Origin of the sequence: Rubrivivax sp. JA1055 (assembly GCF_020966565.1) — a bacterium.
GTDB lineage: Bacteria > Pseudomonadota > Gammaproteobacteria > Burkholderiales > Burkholderiaceae_C > Rubrivivax > Rubrivivax benzoatilyticus.
This window is the reverse complement of the sequence record NZ_JAJKFP010000001.1, coordinates 197,182-214,763: the sequence shown is the minus strand read 5'-3', so window position 1 is coordinate 214,763 and position 17,582 is coordinate 197,182. Positions and strand designations below refer to the sequence as shown.

Below are 17,582 nucleotides of genomic sequence, written 5' to 3'. Positions count from 1 at the left end.
CTGGCGGCGGCGTAGGCGGCAACGGCTGCCGCTGCTCGCACCGCTTCTGGCACCACTGCTGAGACGGCGCCGACGTCGTCGTTAATCGCCGCTCCATTCTCTTGATGGCTTGAGCCAGGCTGCGCTCGGCTGGCCGAGTGCGCCACCGCCTGCGCATGCCGCGGCCACCGGGTGGCCGGTTCCGTTCATGTCCCCCGGCCCGGCTGCGCCGGGCCTCCTCCTTTACTTCACTCCACCGGCCACCCGGCGTCCGCGGCAGGCCGGGGCGGGGTTTGTTCGCTCGGGTTGGCGGCCTCCCCCCGAAGACGGGCGGTGGGCTTGGCGGCCATGATCGGGCGGCTCAGAATCGTGCGCGACCGACGCCGTTTTCGGCGTCTTTTTTACGCCTGCGGAGAGGATCGCACGGCGACGGAAATCTCAAGCGCGACAAGGGCTTGAGTTGTCGTCCAGGGTGTCTGTTACGCGAGCGTTGGATTTGTTATGCGGCGTCTGGTTGCTGCATATAACAAGAGTTAGGCCACACAACCGACACTTTCACTGGCAGGCTCCCCAATCCAAATACGAGGACGCACGTGGATCAGAAAAGACTTGATGAAGCTGTCTCGGCGCTTACACGCAAAGGCGTGAATCGGCCGTGCCCAAGGTGCGGCAACGCACGCTTCAGCGTCGTCGGCGAAACCCAGATCATGCTTCAAGAACAGCCAGGGACCCTGGTAATTGGGGGCCCGAGCATTCCGGCTGTAATAGTCGCTTGCGACAACTGCGGATACATCACGCAGCATGCTTCCATTCCGCTCGGATTGACCCAGGGGGCAAAGTGATGCAGGAGCCAATCCAATACAACAAGCTTCCGGATCAGAATCAGTTCGTGCTTAGATCTAAGGAGCTTGACTTAGAGGCAGGATGGCTAGGCAAGGCATTTGGAGGAGCACGCAACGCTCCTATGAATATTGCGGGATTTGTTGTTATTCTTCTGGTACTAGCCGGCCTGGCAACGCTGTACATACCGTCTTCAATGCCAGCCGCGGAATTTTGGAAGGTATCGGTCCCGCTCATAACACTTGTCATGGGCTTCTTGTTTGGCAAAGGTTCGAGAGGGGACTAGGTGTGGCCTAACCCCTCGCTCAAGCTGACCCGCTACGGCAGGCGCTGTAAGCCCGGGCCGCGGCACATGGTGCATCATCGCAGCCCGGGCTTACAGCGCCTGCCTCCGCGGGCAGCTTAGCTCGAACTACAAGGGCATCCCCGCCTGTCAAGCAAAACGAGGCCTTGATGAATCGATCATCGATTCATCAAGGCACTTCGACGGTGTTCTGCCATTGCGCCGCCTGACGGCAAAAGAACCAAGGTGCGGACTGCGCAACTACAACCGGCCTTTGATGCAGCGTTCGATGCTGCGGGCCCTGATGAAAGACGCGCGCGGGGGCTCCATTCGTTAGCCGCGGTCGCCATCACTGGCGCCGCCTGGAGTTAAACGAGCACTCCCCGCGCAGGTCCAACCTTGATCCATCAACGCAGGTGTCACGCGGTGGCAAAGACGGATTCGAGGTCGCCTTTCTTCGAAGAAGTTGGCAAGGGGTCGCGCGCCGGGCGCTCAGGCCATGGGCTTGAACTCTTCGCCCTTGGCGAGCATCGCCCAGGCCATGCGCACGTTCTTGGCGGCGATGGCGACCACGGCCTTCCAGTAGCCGCGGCGCTCGGCCAGTGCGGTGGCCCAGCGGCTCAGCCGGTCGTGCTTGTTGGCCGCGGCGGCCAGCACGGCGCGCGCTCCCATGATGAACAGCGTGCGCAGATAGGCGTCGCCGGCCTTGGTGATGCGCCCGAGCCGGTTCTTGCCGCCCGAGCTGTACTGGCCGGGCGCCAGGCCCATCCAGGCGGCGAGCTGGCGGCCGTTGGCGAAGTCGTGGCCGTAGCCGATGCTGGCCAGCAGCGCGCTGGCGGTGGTCGGGCCGATGCCGGGCATGGCCATGAGAGCGCGGGCGCGGTCGTCGGCCTGGGCCATCAGCCGGATGTGCTCGTCGTACGCGGCCACGCGCTCGTCCAGGCGCTGCAGTTCGGCCAGGAGGTCGCGGCACACGGTCTGCACCCAGCCGGGCACGGTGTCGAGCTGCTCGCCGGCGCGGCTGCGCACAGTGGCGGCCTTGAGCGGCAGCACGATGCCGAACTCGCTGAGCACGCCGCGCAGGCGGTTGATGACGGCTGTGCGCGCGCTCACCCAGCCTTGGCGCGCGGTGTGCACCGCCAGGCGCGACTGCGCCTGCGTCGACTTGACCGGCACGAAGCGCATCGCCGGACGCTGCAGCGCCTCGCGGATTGCAGCCGCGTCGGCCGCGTCGTTCTTGCCGCGGCGCCCGCTCATGCGGTAGGGCACGACGAACTTGGGCGCCATCAGCCGCACCGTGTGGCCGAACTCCTGGAAGCGGCGCGCCCAGTGGTGCGCGCCCGAGCAGGCTTCCATGCCAATGGTGCACGGCGGCAGCTTGGCTACCGCTTCGAGCAACTGGTCACGGCGCACGGCCGGGCGCAACAGCGCAGGTTTGCCGCGCTCGTCGACACCGTGCAGGGCAAACACGTTCTTGGCCAGATCGATGCCGAGAAACAGAATGGTCATGGACATCTCCTTGCGTCAGCCGGGTGGAGGATGAGATTGCGCAACCCCATCGTCGTACCGGGCGGCCGTCTCTGCCTGAGGGATAACCTCGGGTGGGTGGGACGCTATGGGGATGTCCCTCTCATTCGTTAGGCGTCGCAGCCGGCACTTACCCCGCATACGACCAGCAAATTCCCCCTCACCTCGTTCCCAACGCGATGCGCGACACCCTCACAGAATTCCTTGCGGCCGCCGATGCTTGGATCTGCGACGGCTACGCACTTGACATTCGATACGCGGCTCGCCCTTCGGGCAGAGGCTTTGAGATCTTCAGTGCATCTATCGGACTACATCCACTCAAAGCCCAGACGGATGTGTCGTTCACGATTGATACCGGCAACCTGCTAGTAGGACAGCATCAGCGATGCCCTGTGCCGAAGGCTGCGCTCCTACAGATCCTTGAAGACGCCTCACGCGGCCTCATTCGAGTAGAAGGAAGGCAGCTACACCTTCCGGGCAACGCCCCACACAGTCACTACTCTGACTCCTCCGCGCGGGACAGTTGGTTCTCACCCCTTCACCTCCAGACAACAGGTGGCGCTGGGCCGGGACTCTCATCGACCCAGTTGCTTGCACTAGACAACGAGCTTCGAGCGAGCACACCCCCGTTTGATGGACTGAACGACCTTTTCGCATGGCTCGATCTCGAACCGGCCGCACTTGCTGGCCGCCCATCCTCGGTCACCTCAAGAATCGCACCGCCCGCCGACTTGATTGTCGATCAATGCAAGTTGGCAGACGAGGTTCTCACTCTGATACTCCACGCTCATCCGTCGTTTTTGCAAGAGAGAATCGGACTGATGGTCAGAGCAGTACCGGGGAACGGGATCCGGGGACGCATGCAAGTCTCCAGTGAAATCTCGTGGCAACCGTCTGAAGAGTCAAAGCGTGAGGCAGTAGCCAAGATATCGCTGAAGGAGGCGGACAGTGCTTTGGTTGTGTTGATGGTTGGCTCGGCAACCGTTCGTCGACAATGGTTCATCGATCCGTCCAAAGCACGTAACAACCGCCTTCTCGCTGTTCAGCACTTTGACCATGAGCTGCGCAAAGTGCGAGAGGCTGTACTAGAAACTGGCGACTCTCGGCGCTTCGAGCAAGGCATCGCATCGCTGCTCTTTGTTCTCGGGTTTTCTCCCGCCATTCAGATTGAGACTGACTCGCCAGACCTCATAGTCAGCACACCTGGCGGAAGGCTCCTTATTGTCGAGTGTACTTTGAGAATCGCAGACTTCCAGCAGAAGCTTGGAAAGCTTGTTGACCGTCGCGCCTCGCTAGAAAAGTATCTTAAGAACTCTGGCCACTTCAGCGAAGTACACGCCGCTTTAGTTTGCAGGTTGCCCCGCGATCAAATCGCAGCCCTGTCCGACAGCCTTCTTGCGCACAAGATCTTGTTGGCGTCACATGAAGACCTAACGGCGGGCTTCCTCCGCGTTCGACATGCTGTTGATCCGGATGAAATCATCCAGTCTGCATTGAAGAATCTTGCAGCGACTAGCGGGAGTCCGAGCACCGCGGCGCCGTGATGAGCGACGCCTTGTATCTTCCAAGAGACCGCACTGAGCAGTGAGCTTCGATGAAGTTCGCGGCCGGTGCGCCAAACCCGATAGGCCTATGAGCGAGCAGCTCGCGGGTTAGCCCAGGGCCAGGACGCTGAGGGGGCGCATGAAGAGACAGATCAACGGCGCTGGTGCGGCGTGCTGCGCCGGCTTGGTCGGCAGCCGGCGCAGTCGAGTTTTTCTACAGCTTCGTTAGGCGTCACCAGCAGCCCTGGTCCCCGGCGCAGCATCCTGGCGCTTGACGTTCTGTGATCTACTTCGTCGCAACCTCAGCATTCCCAGACGACACATGCTTGTATCGCGCCCAACAAAATTCGGTGCTGGCATTACGCTTGGCGGCGACTATCTCGACCTGAGCAGTCTTCACGAGACGGTTCACACTCTTGCGTCTGAGAAAGGGCCCTTGTCGGCACACCACTACGAGTTCGCGCTCGGTCTGGCCTATGACCTACGGAAAGCTCGTGAAGGCAAGCGCGACCGCTGGCCGTCTGACGCAGACGCCTATGTAGGGTACTCGGCTGTCAACATTCTGTGGCCGATCTTCCTTGTTCAACTGGGCATGCTTCGAGCGGCTTGCGCTTACATGCCAACGGATCGCCGCATACAAGCACACCTGTATTCACTCGAAGCATGCGCCGCCGAAGCGCTCACGGAGTTTGATCCATCCATCAGTGCAATGTGCATGCGATGGCTAGCGAACTTCAATTTGCTTCATGATAGTTTTCTTATGGAATTCGTAACTCATCAGACAAGAGAATTTCTCTTCGGCGCCGATCAGGGGAAAGCTCGTTTCCGGCGGCTACCTCGCCTACTCGATGAAATCTCGCCTTTCTCGCAGGCATACCATGAGTTCGAGCGTGCTGTCGTGAAGCAGGCTCACGCACAGGGCGCCAAGCCGCAAGACATGACGGACCTATCTGAATGGCCCGACTTCAAGTGGTGAAGGTGACGCATAACCCCTCGGTCAGCCGGGCCGCCTGAAAGCGGCGCTTCCCTTGCTTGCAGGTTCGCTCCGACCTTTGGCCTGCGCCGGCCGGTTACCTCGAACGTTAATTATCAGAACCCATGTCTTTCTATGTTCGTCGCGCCACCGAAGAAGATGCAGCTGCGTTGCTGGATTTGAGGCGCGCGGTCTTCACGGAGACGGACTTCATGCTCTGGGAGCCGCAGGAGTTCAAGGCCACAGAGGAAGATGAGCGGACGTTCATTGCCTGGCTTTCAGGCACCTGATTAGCAACGTGCCTCAGCAGTCTCACGCAGTGAGCCAGTGAACGTCTACGCTGGCAGCACCGCTCACGAGGAGACGCTGATGGCGATGAACCGAATCCAGCTCCAGCCCGGCCTGTCGATGCCGGAGTTCCAGCGCTGCTTCGGCACCGAGGAGCAGTGCGCCGCTGCGGTAGCGGCTGCGCGCTGGCCCAACGGCTTTGCCTGCCCGCGTTGCGGCACCACGGCGCACTGCGCGATCCGACACCAAGGCCGTCGGCTTCTGCAGTGCAACGCGTGCCGCCACCAGACCTCGCTGACGGCCGGCACGCTGTTCGCATGCACCAAGCTGCCGCTGACGACCTGGTTCCTGGCGATGTACCTGCTCAGCCAGGCCAAGACGGGCCTGCCGGCGCTGGCGCTCAAGCGCCAACTCGGCGTGAGTTACCCGACGGCCTGGCTGATGCACCACAAGATCCTGCACGCCATGGCCGAGCGCGAACAACTGCACCGCCTCGACGGCCAGATCCAGCTCGATGACGCCTACCTCGGCGGCGAGCGCAGCGACGGCAGCACCGGGCGAGGGACCACTGGCAAGACGCCCTTCGTCGCCGCGGTGAGCGTCAACGCCGCAGGCCACCCGCTGTTCGTCAAGCTCTCCACCGTCCCGGCCTTCTCCTACGAGGCCATCGCCATGTGGGCCTGCCGCAACCTCGTGCCCGGCTCTCTCGTCCGCAGTGACGGCCTGGGCTGCTTTGCCGGCGTCTCGGCCGCTCAATGCCTGCATGCTCCCATCGTCGCCGGCCGCGCGAAGCCCGCTGCCTTGCCCGACTTCCATTGGGTCAACACCGTGCTCGGCAACCTCAAGCGCACCCTCGCCGGCGCCCATCACAGCTTCAAGTTCGGCAAGTACGCCGACGCCTACCTCGCCGGCTTCGCCTACCGTTTCAACCGCCGCTTCGATCTCAAGGGCCTCGTCGCTCGTCTCGTTGTCGACGTCTGCCGCGCCGCACCGAGAACCGCCAAGGCCATCAGGAAGGCTGACGAACATTGCTAATCAGATTCAGGCAAGAGCAACAGTGTCTTGCTCGTGGCCACGGAGGGCGCCGATCTCGTTGGCTTCTTGGGCGCCAGTGGCGGTGAGAGAATTCGAACCAGGCACTCCGCCTTGATCTTCCTGGGCGTTCGAAGGGAGCACTGGTCCCGCGGCGTTGCTTCGGCAATGCTCCAAGAGGCGCTGTCTTGGGCGTCGGCTGCCGGGTTGCTCCGCCTGGAGCTGAACGTTCACACCACAAACGACCGCGCTGTCGCCTTGTACAAGCGCTTTGGGTTCCAGATCGAGGGGACGCGCCGTGCCTCAATGCTTGTCGCCGGCCAAGTGCGAGATGAGTACCTCATGTCGTACGTCGCAGATCCAAAATTCACAGTGCTGCACGATGCTTGAAGTCAGAGTAGCCAAGCCATGCGATCGGCTTCCGCTTTATCGGATGCTCGAGCTTTACCAATACGAGCTCTCTGATATCTGGGACCAAGACCTCGACGTACACGGAGAGTACGGTTACGCGCTGGACCGGTACTGGCAGGACAAGCATTGCGCGGCGTATGTCTTGACCGTCTCGATGCAGTACGCTGGCTTCGCTCTGGTTGACAACCAGGTCAAGCTGCCGGGTGGCGAGTTCTGGATGGATCAGTTCTTCGTCCTCAAGAAATACAGGCGCAAGCGAATCGCCGCTCACGCCGCCAAACAAGTTTTTGCGCGACACGCTGGCGCGTGGCAAGTCGGGCAGATGACGGATAATGTGGCCGCCCAAGCCTTTTGGCGCAAGGTCATCAATGAGTTCACGGGCGGCGATTACAGCGAGCATCAGCTCACCAGCGGCTGGTGGCAAGGCTACGTTCAGAGTTTTAGCAGCCTTGAACGTAGTGACGCCTAAATAGTCGGTTTCTCCCGCGGCGAGCGTTATGCTGATCTGCCCCTTCCGCCATACCTGCGATTCGGAAGGCGTCCTGATTAGAGGCCACGTGATCTCCGCCCACACCCGCGCCCTGGCCACCGGCGCCGGCCAACCCCCGCTACCGCGGCCGCGCAACCGGGCCCCCGCCGCCTTCCACTCGCTCGCCCCCGACGACCACGTGCCGGCCTTCGCCACCCCCGCCGCCGCCTGACCACCGCGCTCGGCCTGTCCGTGCGGTCCTCCCGGCAACGTGGTCATCCAATGCGAATTGGTGAAATCGCTGTGTCATGATCGGCCGTCCGGGTCCGAGCGGGCCGCTCCGCCCTCCGCCTCGCCCGGCGGTCGCCGCCTCCGAGGTGGTGGTGTCAGGATACGGGCGAGCCACCGGCGCTGCCGCGGCGCGCCGCGGATGACGATGAACTGCACGACCGAAACCAGCGCCGCCGACTTCATGGACCTGCTCGCCCAGCCCGACCCGGCCGGCGGCCAGCACCTGTTCGAAGTCTTCCCCTGGAACGACAACTTCAACACCGGCAACGCGCTGATCGACGAGCAGCACAGGCGCCTGGTGGACCTGCTGAACCAGCTCGCCGGCACGCTGGTGCACAACCGGGCGTTCGAGGTCGAGGCCGCGTTCGCCGAGCTGGCGGCCTACGCCGACTATCACTTCTCGGCCGAGGAAGAGATCTGGGTCGACTGCTTCGGTGACGACGTCTGGCTGCACAACCACCAGGCGGCCCACGGGGCCTTCCTGCCCAAGGTGCAGGACCTGAAGCAGGCCGAAGGCGGCCAGCCGCTGTACCAGCAGATCGAAGGCATGGTGAAGTTCCTGATCCGCTGGCTGGCCTTCCACATCATCGTCGAGGACAAACGTTTCGCGCTCGTCGTCGCCGAGGTCCAGGCCGGCGTGCCGCTGGACGAGGCCAAGCTCAAGGCCGAGCGCAAGATGGGCGCCTCGTCGGTGCGCCTGCTGATCGACACCGTTCTCGGCATGTACGAGAACCTGTCCAGCCGCACGCTGAACCTGCTGCGCGAGCGCCGCGCGCGCGTCGAGGCCGAGGAGAAGCTGCGCCAGGCCTACGTCGACCTGGAGGCCGCCAACCGCCGGCTGGAGGAGTCGGCGATCACCGACGACCTGACCGGGCTGTTCAACCGCCGCCATTTCGACGCCGTCTTCGCTGCCGAGCTGGCGCGCGCCCGGCGCGAGCGTTCGACGCTGACGCTGGCGCTGCTGGACCTGGACCACTTCAAGCGCCTGAACGACACCTTCGGCCACGTCGCCGGTGACGAGGCGCTGGTGTCGGTGGCCGCGGCGCTGCGCGAACATGGCCGCCGCGCCGGCGATTACGCCTTCCGCCTCGGCGGCGAGGAGTTCGCGCTGCTGGCCTGCAGCTCCAGCCCCAGCGGCCGCGGCCAGGAGCTGTTCGAGGCCATCCGCCGCGACATCGAGGCGCTGGCGATCCCCAACAGCCGCAGCGCCACGGCGCCGACGCTGACGGTGTCGATCGGCGCCATCGTGCGCGTGCCCCAGCCCGCGGACACCGCGCAGACGCTGTTCCTCGAAGCCGACCGCCTGCTCTACGAAGCCAAGCAGCAGGGGCGCAACCGCATCGTCTGCGGCTGAGCGCGGCGCTCAGCGCAGCGCCGGCGCGTCCAGCAGGCGCTCGATCTCCCAGCGCCCGGTGTAGCCCTGCACCGAGATGCGCACGAAGGTCCGGCCGGCGTGGGTCGTCACCGGCACCTCGATGCCGCTTTCGTCGAAGAGGCGGCGGCGCAACGCCTCGGCGTCCTGCGCCGGCACGGGGATGACCACCATCTGCGCCCAGTCCTCGTCCCGGGCGATCGGCGCCAGGCCGTGGCGTTGCGTCAGCGCCTGCAGCGCCTCGCGCGCCAGCGCATGGCAGCGCTCGCGCACCGCGGGCCAGCCGTGGCGGCGCTGGAAGTCGATGGCCGCCGGCACCGCCAGCCAGGCCGACAGGTCGCGTGTGCCCTGCCACTGCAGGCGGCGCTCGAACAGCGTGCGCCCCAGGTAGGCGTCGAAGCCGGCGTGGCCGCCGCTGCCCTCGGCATAACCCCAGCTGATGACCGGCGCGTCGAGCCGCGCGTGGTGTTCGGGCCGCGCGTGCAGGAAGCCGCTGCCCTTGGGCGCACACAGCCACTTGTGGCAGTTGCCGACGTAGAAGTCGGCGCCGACGGCGTCCAGGTCCAGCGTGATCTGGCCCGGCGCGTGCGCGCCGTCGATCAGCGTCGGGATGCCGCGCTCGCGGGCGGCGCGGCACAGCGCAGCCACCGGCAGCGTCAGCGCCGTCGTCGACGTGATGTGGCTGGCGTAGATCAGCCGGGTGCGCGGTGTCACCGCGGCCATCAGGCGCTCGACGAAGCTCTCGCGTTCGAAGGGCAGCGGGATCTCCACGCGCCGGTAGTGCGCGCCGCGCGCGGCGCAGGCCTGCTGCCAGGCGGCGTCGCAGGCGCCGTATTCCAGGTCGGTGGACAGCACCTCCTCACCCGGTGCCAGCACGAACGAGCGCGTGACGACGTTGACGCCGGTGGTCGCGTTGGGCACGAAGACCAGGTGTTCCGGGTTGGCGCCCACTTCGCCGGCGAGCGCCGTGCGCGCCTGGTGCAGCAGCTCGGCCGAGCGCCGGCCGAGAAACTCGACCGGGTTGCGCTCCATCTCCAGCTGCCAGCGCTGCTGCTCGGCCAGCACCTCGCGTGGGCAGGCGCCGAAGGAGCCGTGGTTCAGGAAGACGAGATCGGGGGCGAGCAGGAACAGGTCGCGCATCGTGTCGTGTCGGCTGGAGGCGGCCGCCCGAGTCTAGGGTTCCGCCTCCAGTGCTGCGGTGCACAATGTCGCGTCCTTCCACGGAGCGCTCGGATGCGGCACGTCGTCTTCAACCAGAAAGGCGGGGTCGGCAAGTCCACCATCGCCAGCAACCTGGCCGCGATTGCGGCCGCCAGGGGGCGGCGGGTGCTGCTCGTCGACCTGGACGCCCAGGCCAACTCGACGCACTACCTGCTCGGCGAGGCCGCGGTCGACCCGCGCCCCGGCGCGGCGGAGTTCTTCGAGACGACGCTGAAGTTCAGCGTGCGCCCGGTGCCGGCGGCCGATTTCGTCACCGCCACGCCCTGGGAGCGGCTGGACCTGATGCCCGCCAGCGCCGCGCTGGAGGAGCTGCACGCCAAGCTGGAGAGCCGCTACAAGATCTTCAAGCTGCGCGACGCGCTGGCCGAGTTTGCCGGCACCTACGACGAGATCTGGATCGACACGCCGCCGGCGCTGAACTTCTACACGCGCTCGGCGCTGATCGCCGCCGACGGCTGCCTGATCCCGTTCGACTGCGACGAGTTCTCGCGCCGCGCGCTGTACGGGCTGCTGGAGGCGGTGGAGGAGATCCGCGCCGACCACAACGACAAGCTCGCCGTCGAGGGCATCGTCGTCAACCAGTTCCAGCCGCGCGCCAGCCTGCCGCGGCGCACGGTGCAGGAACTCGTCGACGAAGGCCTGCCGGTGCTGGAGCCCTACCTGGGCGCCAGCGTGCGCGTGAAGGAGTCGCACGAACTCGCGCGCCCGATGATCCACCTGGACCCCGGGCACAAGCTGACGCAGCAGTTCGTCGCGCTCTACGAGGCCGTCGCCAAGCCTAGAAAGCGCTCAGCGAAGCGCTGAGCTCCTCGCCCCACTGGGCGATCTCGCCTTCGTCGACCTGCAGCCAGGCCAGCGCGGCGGCCGAGTGGTCGGTCCAGTCGCGCTCGGGCAGCTGGGCCTCCTGGCGGCGCACGATGTGCTCGGCGACGAGGCCGGCGGCCATCAGCGTCTGCACCTCGGGCTCGGTCTCCTCGCCGCCCAGCGAGTCCAGGTCGTGGTGCAGCCGGATCGCGGCCATCACCTCGGGCGCCAGGCGCCAGACGCGCGCCACCAGCGCGCCGACGACGGCGTGGTCGGTGCGGTGGTTGGCGTTCTCGGTGGCGACGTAGCTGCGGTCGATGCGCGCCGCGGCCTCGACCATCGTCGAGCCGTAGCCCTTCACGCTCTGCAGCAGCACCGGCATGCCGACGTGGCAGAACAGGCCGTAGGTGTGGGCGACGTCGGGCGACAGGCCGACGAGCTGGCGGGCGATGAAGGTCATCGCGATCGCACGCTGCGCCGAACGTTCCCAGAAACGCCGCAGGTGGCGGTTGTCGGCGACGATGGCGTTGCGCACCAGGAAGCCGGTCATGATCGCCGCGGTCTGCTTCAGGCCCAGGCGGTTCATCGCCTGGCCGACGGTCTGCACCGGCGGGCCCACGGCGTACAGCGCGCCGTTGGCGTTGCGGATCAGCGTCGCGGACATCGCGACGTCGCTGGCGGCGATGCGGGCGACCTCGTTGAGGTCGGGCTCGGGCTGCTGCATCACCGCCTGCAGCCGCGCCAGCAGCGCCGGGCACGGCGGCACGACGATGTGCTGCAGCGCGCCGCGGGTGCGGGCGTGGTCGATTTCACGGGCGATGGAAGCGGTGCGCGAGGTGTCGGCAGGCAGCGGTGCGGCGATGGCGGTCATGGTGGTGGGGCGCGTCCAGACGTCTTATCGGCCGCGCCGCGCCAGACTGAAGTGCCGTCGTGCCGGCAGGCTTGCGCCGTGTCAGCCGTCTTCCGACACACGCCGCAGCCGCCGTCCGACGCCCGCGATGGCGCCGCGCCCCAGGCGGCCGGGGCCGTGGCCGCCTAAGCTGGATTCATCGCCCAGGGTTCCAGGGAGACCGACGTGATGAACGCCTTCGCCGATGCCGGCCTCGCCGCCCGCTACCAGCTGCGGTTCGAGTCGTTGTTCCAGCAGGGCCGCGCGCTGGCCTTCCCCTGCGACGCCCAGGGCCGCGTGGCGATGGACACGCTGAGCGAGCGAGCGCGCTGCAACTACCTCTACGCCCGCGCCGTCGTCGGCCGCGAGTACGCGACACCGGCCGTCGTGCCCGACTTCCTGTCCTGAGCACCCGATCGGGCGGCGGCCGCGGCGCCAGGGTGCCGCATGCGGCGACAATCGCGCCGTGGCCGCCAGCAGTCTCCTCGCTCTCATCGACGACATCGCGACCGTCCTCGACGACGTCGCGCTCCTCAGCAAACTCGCCGCGAAGAAGACCGCGGGCGTGCTCGGCGACGACCTCGCGCTGAACGCCCAGCAGGTCACCGGCGTGGCCGCCGAGCGCGAGCTGCCGGTGGTCTGGGCGGTGGCCAAGGGTTCGCTGCTGAACAAGGCCATCCTGGTGCCGGCGGCGCTGGCGATCAGCGCCGTCGCGCCCTGGGCGGTGACGCCGCTGCTGATGATCGGCGGCGCCTTCCTCTGCTACGAGGGCTTCGAGAAGCTGGCGCACAAGTTCCTGCACCGCGGCGGCGAGGACGCCGCCCACCGGGCCGAACTGCGCGCCGCGCTGGACCAGCCCGACGTCGATCTGGTGGCCTTCGAGAAGGAGCGCATCAAGGGCGCGATCCGCACCGACTTCATCCTCTCCGCCGAGATCATCGCGATCACGCTGGGCACGGTGGCCGAGGCCGAGTTCATGACGCGCGTGCTGGTGATGTCCGGCGTCGCGCTGGCGATGACGGTGGGCGTCTACGGCGTCGTCGCCGGCATCGTCAAGCTCGACGACCTGGGGCTGCGGCTGCAGCGTGCCGGCAGCGCCGCGCTGCGTTCGCTCGGCGACGGCATCCTGGCCGCGGCGCCGTGGCTGATGAAGTTCCTGTCGGTGGCCGGCACCGCGGCGATGTTCCTCGTCGGTGGCGGCATCCTGGTGCACGGCGTGCACCCGGTGGCCGAGGCCGTGGAACACACGCTGGGCGGGCTCGGCGGCGTCGCCGGCGCGGTGCTGCCGGCGCTGGCCAACGGGCTGCTGGGCGTCGCCGCCGGCGCCGTCGTGCTGGCCGGCGTGACGCTGGCGCAAAAGCTCTTCGCCCGCGCGCCGGCCTGACCGGCCGGCCGCCTTACTTGCGGATGCCCAGCAGTTCGACCTCGAACTGCAGCGTCGCGTTCGGCGGGATCACGCCGCCGGCGCCGCGTTCGCCGTAGGCGATCGTGCTCGGGCAGGTCAGTTTGGCCTTGCCGCCGGCCTTCATCTTCTGCACGCCTTCGGTCCAGCACGGGATCACGCGGTTCAGCGGGAACTCGATCGGCTCGCCGCGGCGGTAGGAGCTGTCGAACTCCTTGCCGTCGACGAGCGTGCCGCGGTAGTGCACGCGCACGGTGTCGGTGGCCGTCGGGCTGGCGCCGCTGCCGTCCTTCAGCGAGCGGTAGATCAGCCCGCTGGCGGTGACGACGGCGCCGGGTTCGGCGGCAGCGGCCTTCAGCGGGTCGGCCGGCGCGGCGGCGAAGGCGAGGGCGGGAGCGGCGGCCACGACGGCGGCCAGGCACAGGCGGTGCAGGGACAAGAGGGTTCTCCGAGAGTCAGGGGGTGAGGAAACGTTCCTCGAACCAGCGTTCGAGCATGCGCCGCTCGTAGGCCAGCGCCTCGTCGGCGCGGCCGCCGAAGAGGCGGTTCTGCAGATAGTTCAGGTCCGAGACGGTCTCGTCGCGTGTCTGCACGCTGCCGCCGGCCTCGAGGCGGTAGCGCAGCGTGATGCGCGGCCAGTCGGCGCCGCCGGTCAGCACGCGCGTGTCGTTGACGTTGCCCACCGGCACGTGGCCGGCGAGGTCGACGTTGAGCACCTCGACCGTCAGCACCTGGCCGTCGGGCAGGCGCCGGGCGAGGTCCTGGAAGATGGCTGCGAGCCGGTCGGTCGTGCGCTCGCGCTCGACGGCGCCGAAGCCGACGTCGGTGTAGCGCTCGGGCTCGACGAAACTCACCTGGACGACGCCGGCGGCCTGCGCCGGGCCGGCCAGCGCCGCCAGCGCCAGCGCGGCGCCCAGCGCCGCGTGGCGGATCGGGAAGAGGTGTGGCATGGGGCCTCCACGAGACGAAGCAGAGACCCCCAATCTGGCACGGAACGCCGCCGGGCACCAGCGCCAGCGACGAGACACCACCGGGCGCAACCTTACTTCGTGCGGCTGTCCCGCAGCGTGGTGATGCGGTTGAACACCGGCGCGTCGGCGCGGTGCAGCACGCGGTCGGCGACGAAGTAGCCGTGGCGCTCGAACTGCAGCCGCGTCTCGGCCGCAACCGAGGCCAGCGACGGCTCCAGCCAGGCCTGCACGACACGCTTGCTGTCGGGGTTGAGCACCTCGCGGAAGTCGCGGCCGGCGGCGTCGGGCTGGGCTTCGGTGAACAGCCGGTCGTAGAGGTTCACCGTCGCGGCGACGGCGTCGTGCCGGCCGACCCAGGTGATCGTGCCCTTGACCTTGATCGCGTCGGCGCCCGGCGTGCCGCTCTTGGTGTCGGGCACGACCTTGGCGAGCACCGCGGTGACCTGGCCGTCGGCGTCCTTCTCGCAGCCCGTGCACTCGACGACGACGCCGTACTTCAGCCGCACCTTGTTGCCCGGGAACAGGCGGAAGAAGCCCTTGGGCGGCGTCTCGGCGAAGTCCTCGCGCTCGATCCAGACCTCGGGGCCGAGGCCGAAGTGGCGTTCGCCCAGTTCCGGGTGGTGCGGATGCGCCGGCGCCTGGCAGGGCTCGACGTGGCCGGCGCCGAAGACCTCGTCCCAGTTGACGAGCTTCAGCGGCAGCGGGTCGAGCACGACCATCGCACGCGCGGCCTTGCCTTCCAGGTCCTCGCGCAGGCAGCCGTCGAGCACCGAGTAGTCGAGCCAGATGTTGGTCTTGCTCGCGCCCGAGCCGTCGGCCATCGCGCGGATCGCTTCCGGCGTGTAGCCGCGGCGGCGCATGCCGAAGATCGTCGGCATGCGCGGGTCGTCCCAGCCTTCGACGATCTTCTCGTCGACCAGCGCCTTGAGCTTGCGCTTGCTGGTGATGACGTAGCTGAGGTTCAGGCGGCCGAACTCGTGCTGGCGCGGCGTCGGGCGCGCCAGCAGGCCGAGTGTGGCCAGCTGGTCGAGCAGCCAGTCGTAGAACGGGCGCTGATCCTCGAACTCCAGCGTGCAGATGCTGTGGGTGATGTTCTCCAGCGCGTCCTCGATCGGGTGCGCGAAGGTGTACATCGGGTAGACGCACCACTTGTCGCCGGTGTTGTGGTGCGTGGCGTGCTTGATGCGGTAGAGCGTCGGGTCGCGCAGGTTGATGTTCGGCGACGCCATGTCGATCTTGGCGCGCAGCACCATCGAACCGTCGGCGTGCTGGCCGTCGCGCATCTCGCGGAACCGCGCCAGGTTCTCGGCCGGCGTGCGGCTGCGGAAGGGGCTGGGCGTGCCCGGCGTCGTGAAGTCGCCGCGGTTGGCGCGCATCTGCTCGGCGCTCTGCTCGTCGACGTAGGCCAGGCCGGCTTCGATCAGCGCCTCGGCGGCGCGGTACATGAAGTCGAAGTAGTCGCTCGCCCAGTAGAGGTGGGCGGTGCCGTTGGCCTGCCAGTCGAAGCCCAGCCAGCGCACGGCCTCGATGATCGCGTCGACGTACTCCTGCTCTTCCTTCTCGGGGTTGGTGTCGTCGAAACGCAGGTGGCAGACGCCGCCGTAGTCGCGCGCCAGGCCGAAGTTCAGGCAGATGCTCTTGGCGTGGCCGACGTGCAGGTAGCCGTTGGGCTCGGGCGGGAAGCGGGTGCGGATCTTCGCCGGGTCGGGCACGCCCGCCGCGTGGTGCGCGCCGTCGCCCGGGGTGCCGCCCCAGCGGCGCTGGCTCCAGGTGCCGGCCTCGAGGTCGCGCTCGATGATGCCGCGCAGGAAGTTGCTCGGCTTGGGGGCGTCGGGGGGAGTCGGGTCGTGGGCCATTCGGCAGGCGGTTTCGCGCAAGGTTCGGGGCCGCGCGCACGGGGGGCTCCGGCGTGGCGGCGAAAGAGCGAAGGATTCTATCGAGCGGCCGTCGCGCGGGGCGGCCGGGGCGGCAGGGGCAGGCCGCAGGGGTCAGGTCTCGCGAGACCTGACCCCGTCTTCTCGCGCGAGACCTGACCCCGTCTTCTCGTCGGTGGTCGTTTCGCGAGACGACGGGCGGCAGGTGCGTGCGGCAGGGGTCAGGTCCCGCAGGACCTGACCCCGTCTTCGCGTCTTCGCCGCGGCGCCCCGGCCGGTTTGGAATAATCGCCGGTCCTTGTCCACGGCGTCCGTACCCGGCGCGCCGCCCCAGAACCGATGTCCGAGGCGACCGCCCCCGCCGACCCTGCGCCTGCCGCGCGCCCCGCCGAGTCCGCTCCGCTGCAACTGCTGCGCGTCAGCGCCGACGAGGCCGCGCGGCTGGACGGCGCCGCGCTCGGCGGCCTGGCCTGGGGCGCGGCGGCCACGCCGTCGGCCCCGGGCCTGGTGGCGCGGCTGCTGGCGCCGGCCGCGCCGGTCGTCGACCTGTTCAGCGCCGGCGCGCCCGACAGCGGCCGCTTCGGCCCGGTGCACTGGCGCGACGACGGCCACTGGCTCTACGGCTGGCTGGACCTGCCCGACGCGGTGGCCGACCTGACCGACGCCTCGTGGCAGGCCTACCGCGACCTGTTCGAGGTGCTGGACGCACGCGGCCGGCCGCCGCTGGTCAAGGTCTGGAACTTCCTGCCGCGCATCAACGACGACGGCGGCGGGCTGGAGCGTTACCGCCAGTTCAACGTCGGCCGCTTCCGTGCCTTCTCCGAAGCCGGCTTCGACGCCTTCGAAGGCGCGCCGGCGGCCTGTGCGCTGGGCCCGCACGAAGGCACGCTGGCGATCCGCTTCCTGGCCTCGCGCGGCGCGGTGCGGCCGCTGGACAACCCGCGCCAGGTGGCACCGTACCGCTATTCGCAGCGTTTCGGCCCGCGCAGCCCGAACTTCTCGCGCGCCGCGCTGGCCGACGCGGGCGACGGCCGGCTGGCCTTCTTCGTCAGCGGCACGGCCAGCATCGTCGGCGAACGTTCGGTGCACGAAGGCGACGTGCGGGCCCAACTCGCCGAGACGCTGCGCAACCTGGACGCGCTGTGCGAGCAGGCGCGCGCCCACGGCGCGGCGGCGGTGTCGCCGGCCGACCTGGACTGCGTCGTCTACCTGCGCCATCCCGAGGATCTCGCCGTGGTGCGGGCCGCTTTCGAGGCCGCCGTCGGCCCCGATTCGGTGGCCGCGCGCGGCGCGGTCTACGTCGAGGCCGACGTCTGCCGGCGCGAGCTGCTGGTCGAGATCGAGGGCCACGCGCTGCTGGCCGGGGCGCTGCGCCGCTGATCCGCGCCGCCTGCGCGCGGCCTGTCATCGAA

At 67.7% G+C, this 17,582-nt stretch carries 17 protein-coding genes; 11 read left to right on the top strand and 6 right to left on the bottom strand.

From position 1 onward, the window contains the following. Positions 1-1,594: 1,594 nt before the first annotated feature. Positions 1,595-2,611, bottom strand: coding sequence for an IS110 family transposase (locus tag LOC65_RS00910; protein ID WP_230246259.1), 1,017 nt, complete (start codon positions 2,609-2,611; stop codon positions 1,595-1,597). Positions 2,612-2,808: 197 nt separating this feature from the next. Here LOC65_RS00910 and LOC65_RS00905 point away from each other — a divergent pair, with 197 nt between their 5' ends. The 7 genes from LOC65_RS00905 to LOC65_RS00875 all read left to right on the top strand — a co-directional run bounded on the left by LOC65_RS00905 (position 2,809) and on the right by LOC65_RS00875 (position 8,991). Further along, complete coding sequence (locus tag LOC65_RS00905) at positions 2,809-4,173, top strand: hypothetical protein (RefSeq protein ID WP_230246258.1); 1,365 nt, start codon at positions 2,809-2,811, stop codon at positions 4,171-4,173. Between the two features lie 322 nt (positions 4,174-4,495). Beyond that, on the top strand, positions 4,496-5,149 hold the full coding sequence (locus tag LOC65_RS00900) for a DUF6904 family protein (protein ID WP_230246256.1): 654 nt from the start codon (positions 4,496-4,498) through the stop codon (positions 5,147-5,149). A 122-nt stretch (positions 5,150-5,271) separates the two neighbouring features. Then, positions 5,272-5,436, top strand: coding sequence for a hypothetical protein (locus LOC65_RS00895; RefSeq protein WP_230246254.1), 165 nt, complete (start codon positions 5,272-5,274; stop codon positions 5,434-5,436). A gap of 79 nt (positions 5,437-5,515) precedes the next feature. Continuing rightward, positions 5,516-6,469, top strand: a complete 954-nt coding sequence (locus tag LOC65_RS00890) for an IS1595 family transposase (RefSeq protein WP_230246586.1) — start codon at positions 5,516-5,518, stop codon at positions 6,467-6,469. Between the two features lie 27 nt (positions 6,470-6,496). Then, the gene (locus LOC65_RS00885; protein WP_255718979.1) at positions 6,497-6,856 is read left to right on the top strand and encodes a GNAT family N-acetyltransferase; all 360 of its coding nucleotides are present in this window, start codon (positions 6,497-6,499) and stop codon (positions 6,854-6,856) included. 43 nt (positions 6,857-6,899) lie between these two features. Next, a complete protein-coding gene (locus LOC65_RS00880) occupies positions 6,900-7,346 on the top strand; it encodes a GNAT family N-acetyltransferase (RefSeq protein ID WP_009857394.1) in 447 nt (148 codons plus the stop codon). A gap of 436 nt (positions 7,347-7,782) precedes the next feature. Beyond that, on the top strand, positions 7,783-8,991 hold the full coding sequence (locus LOC65_RS00875) for a GGDEF domain-containing protein (protein ID WP_230246251.1): 1,209 nt from the start codon (positions 7,783-7,785) through the stop codon (positions 8,989-8,991). A gap of 9 nt (positions 8,992-9,000) precedes the next feature. Here LOC65_RS00875 and LOC65_RS00870 read toward each other — a convergent pair whose 3' ends face one another. Beyond that, on the bottom strand, positions 9,001-10,149 hold the full coding sequence (locus LOC65_RS00870; protein WP_230246249.1) for an aminotransferase class V-fold PLP-dependent enzyme: 1,149 nt from the start codon (positions 10,147-10,149) through the stop codon (positions 9,001-9,003). Between the two features lie 93 nt (positions 10,150-10,242). On the opposite strand from LOC65_RS00870, the gene LOC65_RS00865 reads away from it, so the two are divergent. Then, positions 10,243-11,034 carry a ParA family protein gene (locus LOC65_RS00865; RefSeq protein ID WP_009857390.1) on the top strand — a complete coding sequence of 264 codons (792 nt, stop codon included), beginning with the start codon at positions 10,243-10,245 and terminating at the stop codon, positions 11,032-11,034. On the opposite strand, the gene LOC65_RS00860 is transcribed toward LOC65_RS00865, so the two are convergent. Then, positions 11,009-11,905: an HDOD domain-containing protein gene (locus LOC65_RS00860; RefSeq protein ID WP_164963236.1), complete on the bottom strand. Its 897-nt coding sequence runs from the start codon at positions 11,903-11,905 to the stop codon at positions 11,009-11,011. The genes LOC65_RS00865 and LOC65_RS00860 overlap by 26 nt on opposite strands. A 207-nt stretch (positions 11,906-12,112) precedes the next feature. Here LOC65_RS00860 and LOC65_RS00855 point away from each other — a divergent pair, with 207 nt between their 5' ends. Beyond that, complete coding sequence (locus LOC65_RS00855) at positions 12,113-12,331, top strand: hypothetical protein (protein ID WP_009857388.1); 219 nt, start codon at positions 12,113-12,115, stop codon at positions 12,329-12,331. A 58-nt stretch (positions 12,332-12,389) separates the two neighbouring features. Next, positions 12,390-13,307 (top strand): DUF808 domain-containing protein, encoded by a 918-nt coding sequence (locus LOC65_RS00850; protein ID WP_230246247.1) that lies wholly within the window; start codon positions 12,390-12,392, stop codon positions 13,305-13,307. A gap of 13 nt (positions 13,308-13,320) precedes the next feature. On the opposite strand, the gene LOC65_RS00845 is transcribed toward LOC65_RS00850, so the two are convergent. The 3 genes from LOC65_RS00845 to LOC65_RS00835 all read right to left on the bottom strand — a co-directional run bounded on the left by LOC65_RS00845 (position 13,321) and on the right by LOC65_RS00835 (position 16,152). Beyond that, positions 13,321-13,764, bottom strand: a complete 444-nt coding sequence (locus LOC65_RS00845; RefSeq protein ID WP_255718290.1) for an FKBP-type peptidyl-prolyl cis-trans isomerase — start codon at positions 13,762-13,764, stop codon at positions 13,321-13,323. Between the two features lie 16 nt (positions 13,765-13,780). Beyond that, a complete protein-coding gene (locus tag LOC65_RS00840; RefSeq protein WP_230246244.1) occupies positions 13,781-14,275 on the bottom strand; it encodes a DUF3016 domain-containing protein in 495 nt (164 codons plus the stop codon). A 92-nt stretch (positions 14,276-14,367) separates the two neighbouring features. After that, a complete protein-coding gene (locus LOC65_RS00835; RefSeq protein WP_230246241.1) occupies positions 14,368-16,152 on the bottom strand; it encodes a glutamine--tRNA ligase/YqeY domain fusion protein in 1,785 nt (594 codons plus the stop codon). A gap of 357 nt (positions 16,153-16,509) precedes the next feature. Between LOC65_RS00835 and LOC65_RS00830 the strand changes: the two genes are divergently transcribed. Continuing rightward, positions 16,510-17,550 carry a hypothetical protein gene (locus tag LOC65_RS00830; RefSeq protein ID WP_230246238.1) on the top strand — a complete coding sequence of 347 codons (1,041 nt, stop codon included), beginning with the start codon at positions 16,510-16,512 and terminating at the stop codon, positions 17,548-17,550. Positions 17,551-17,582 lie beyond the last annotated feature (32 nt).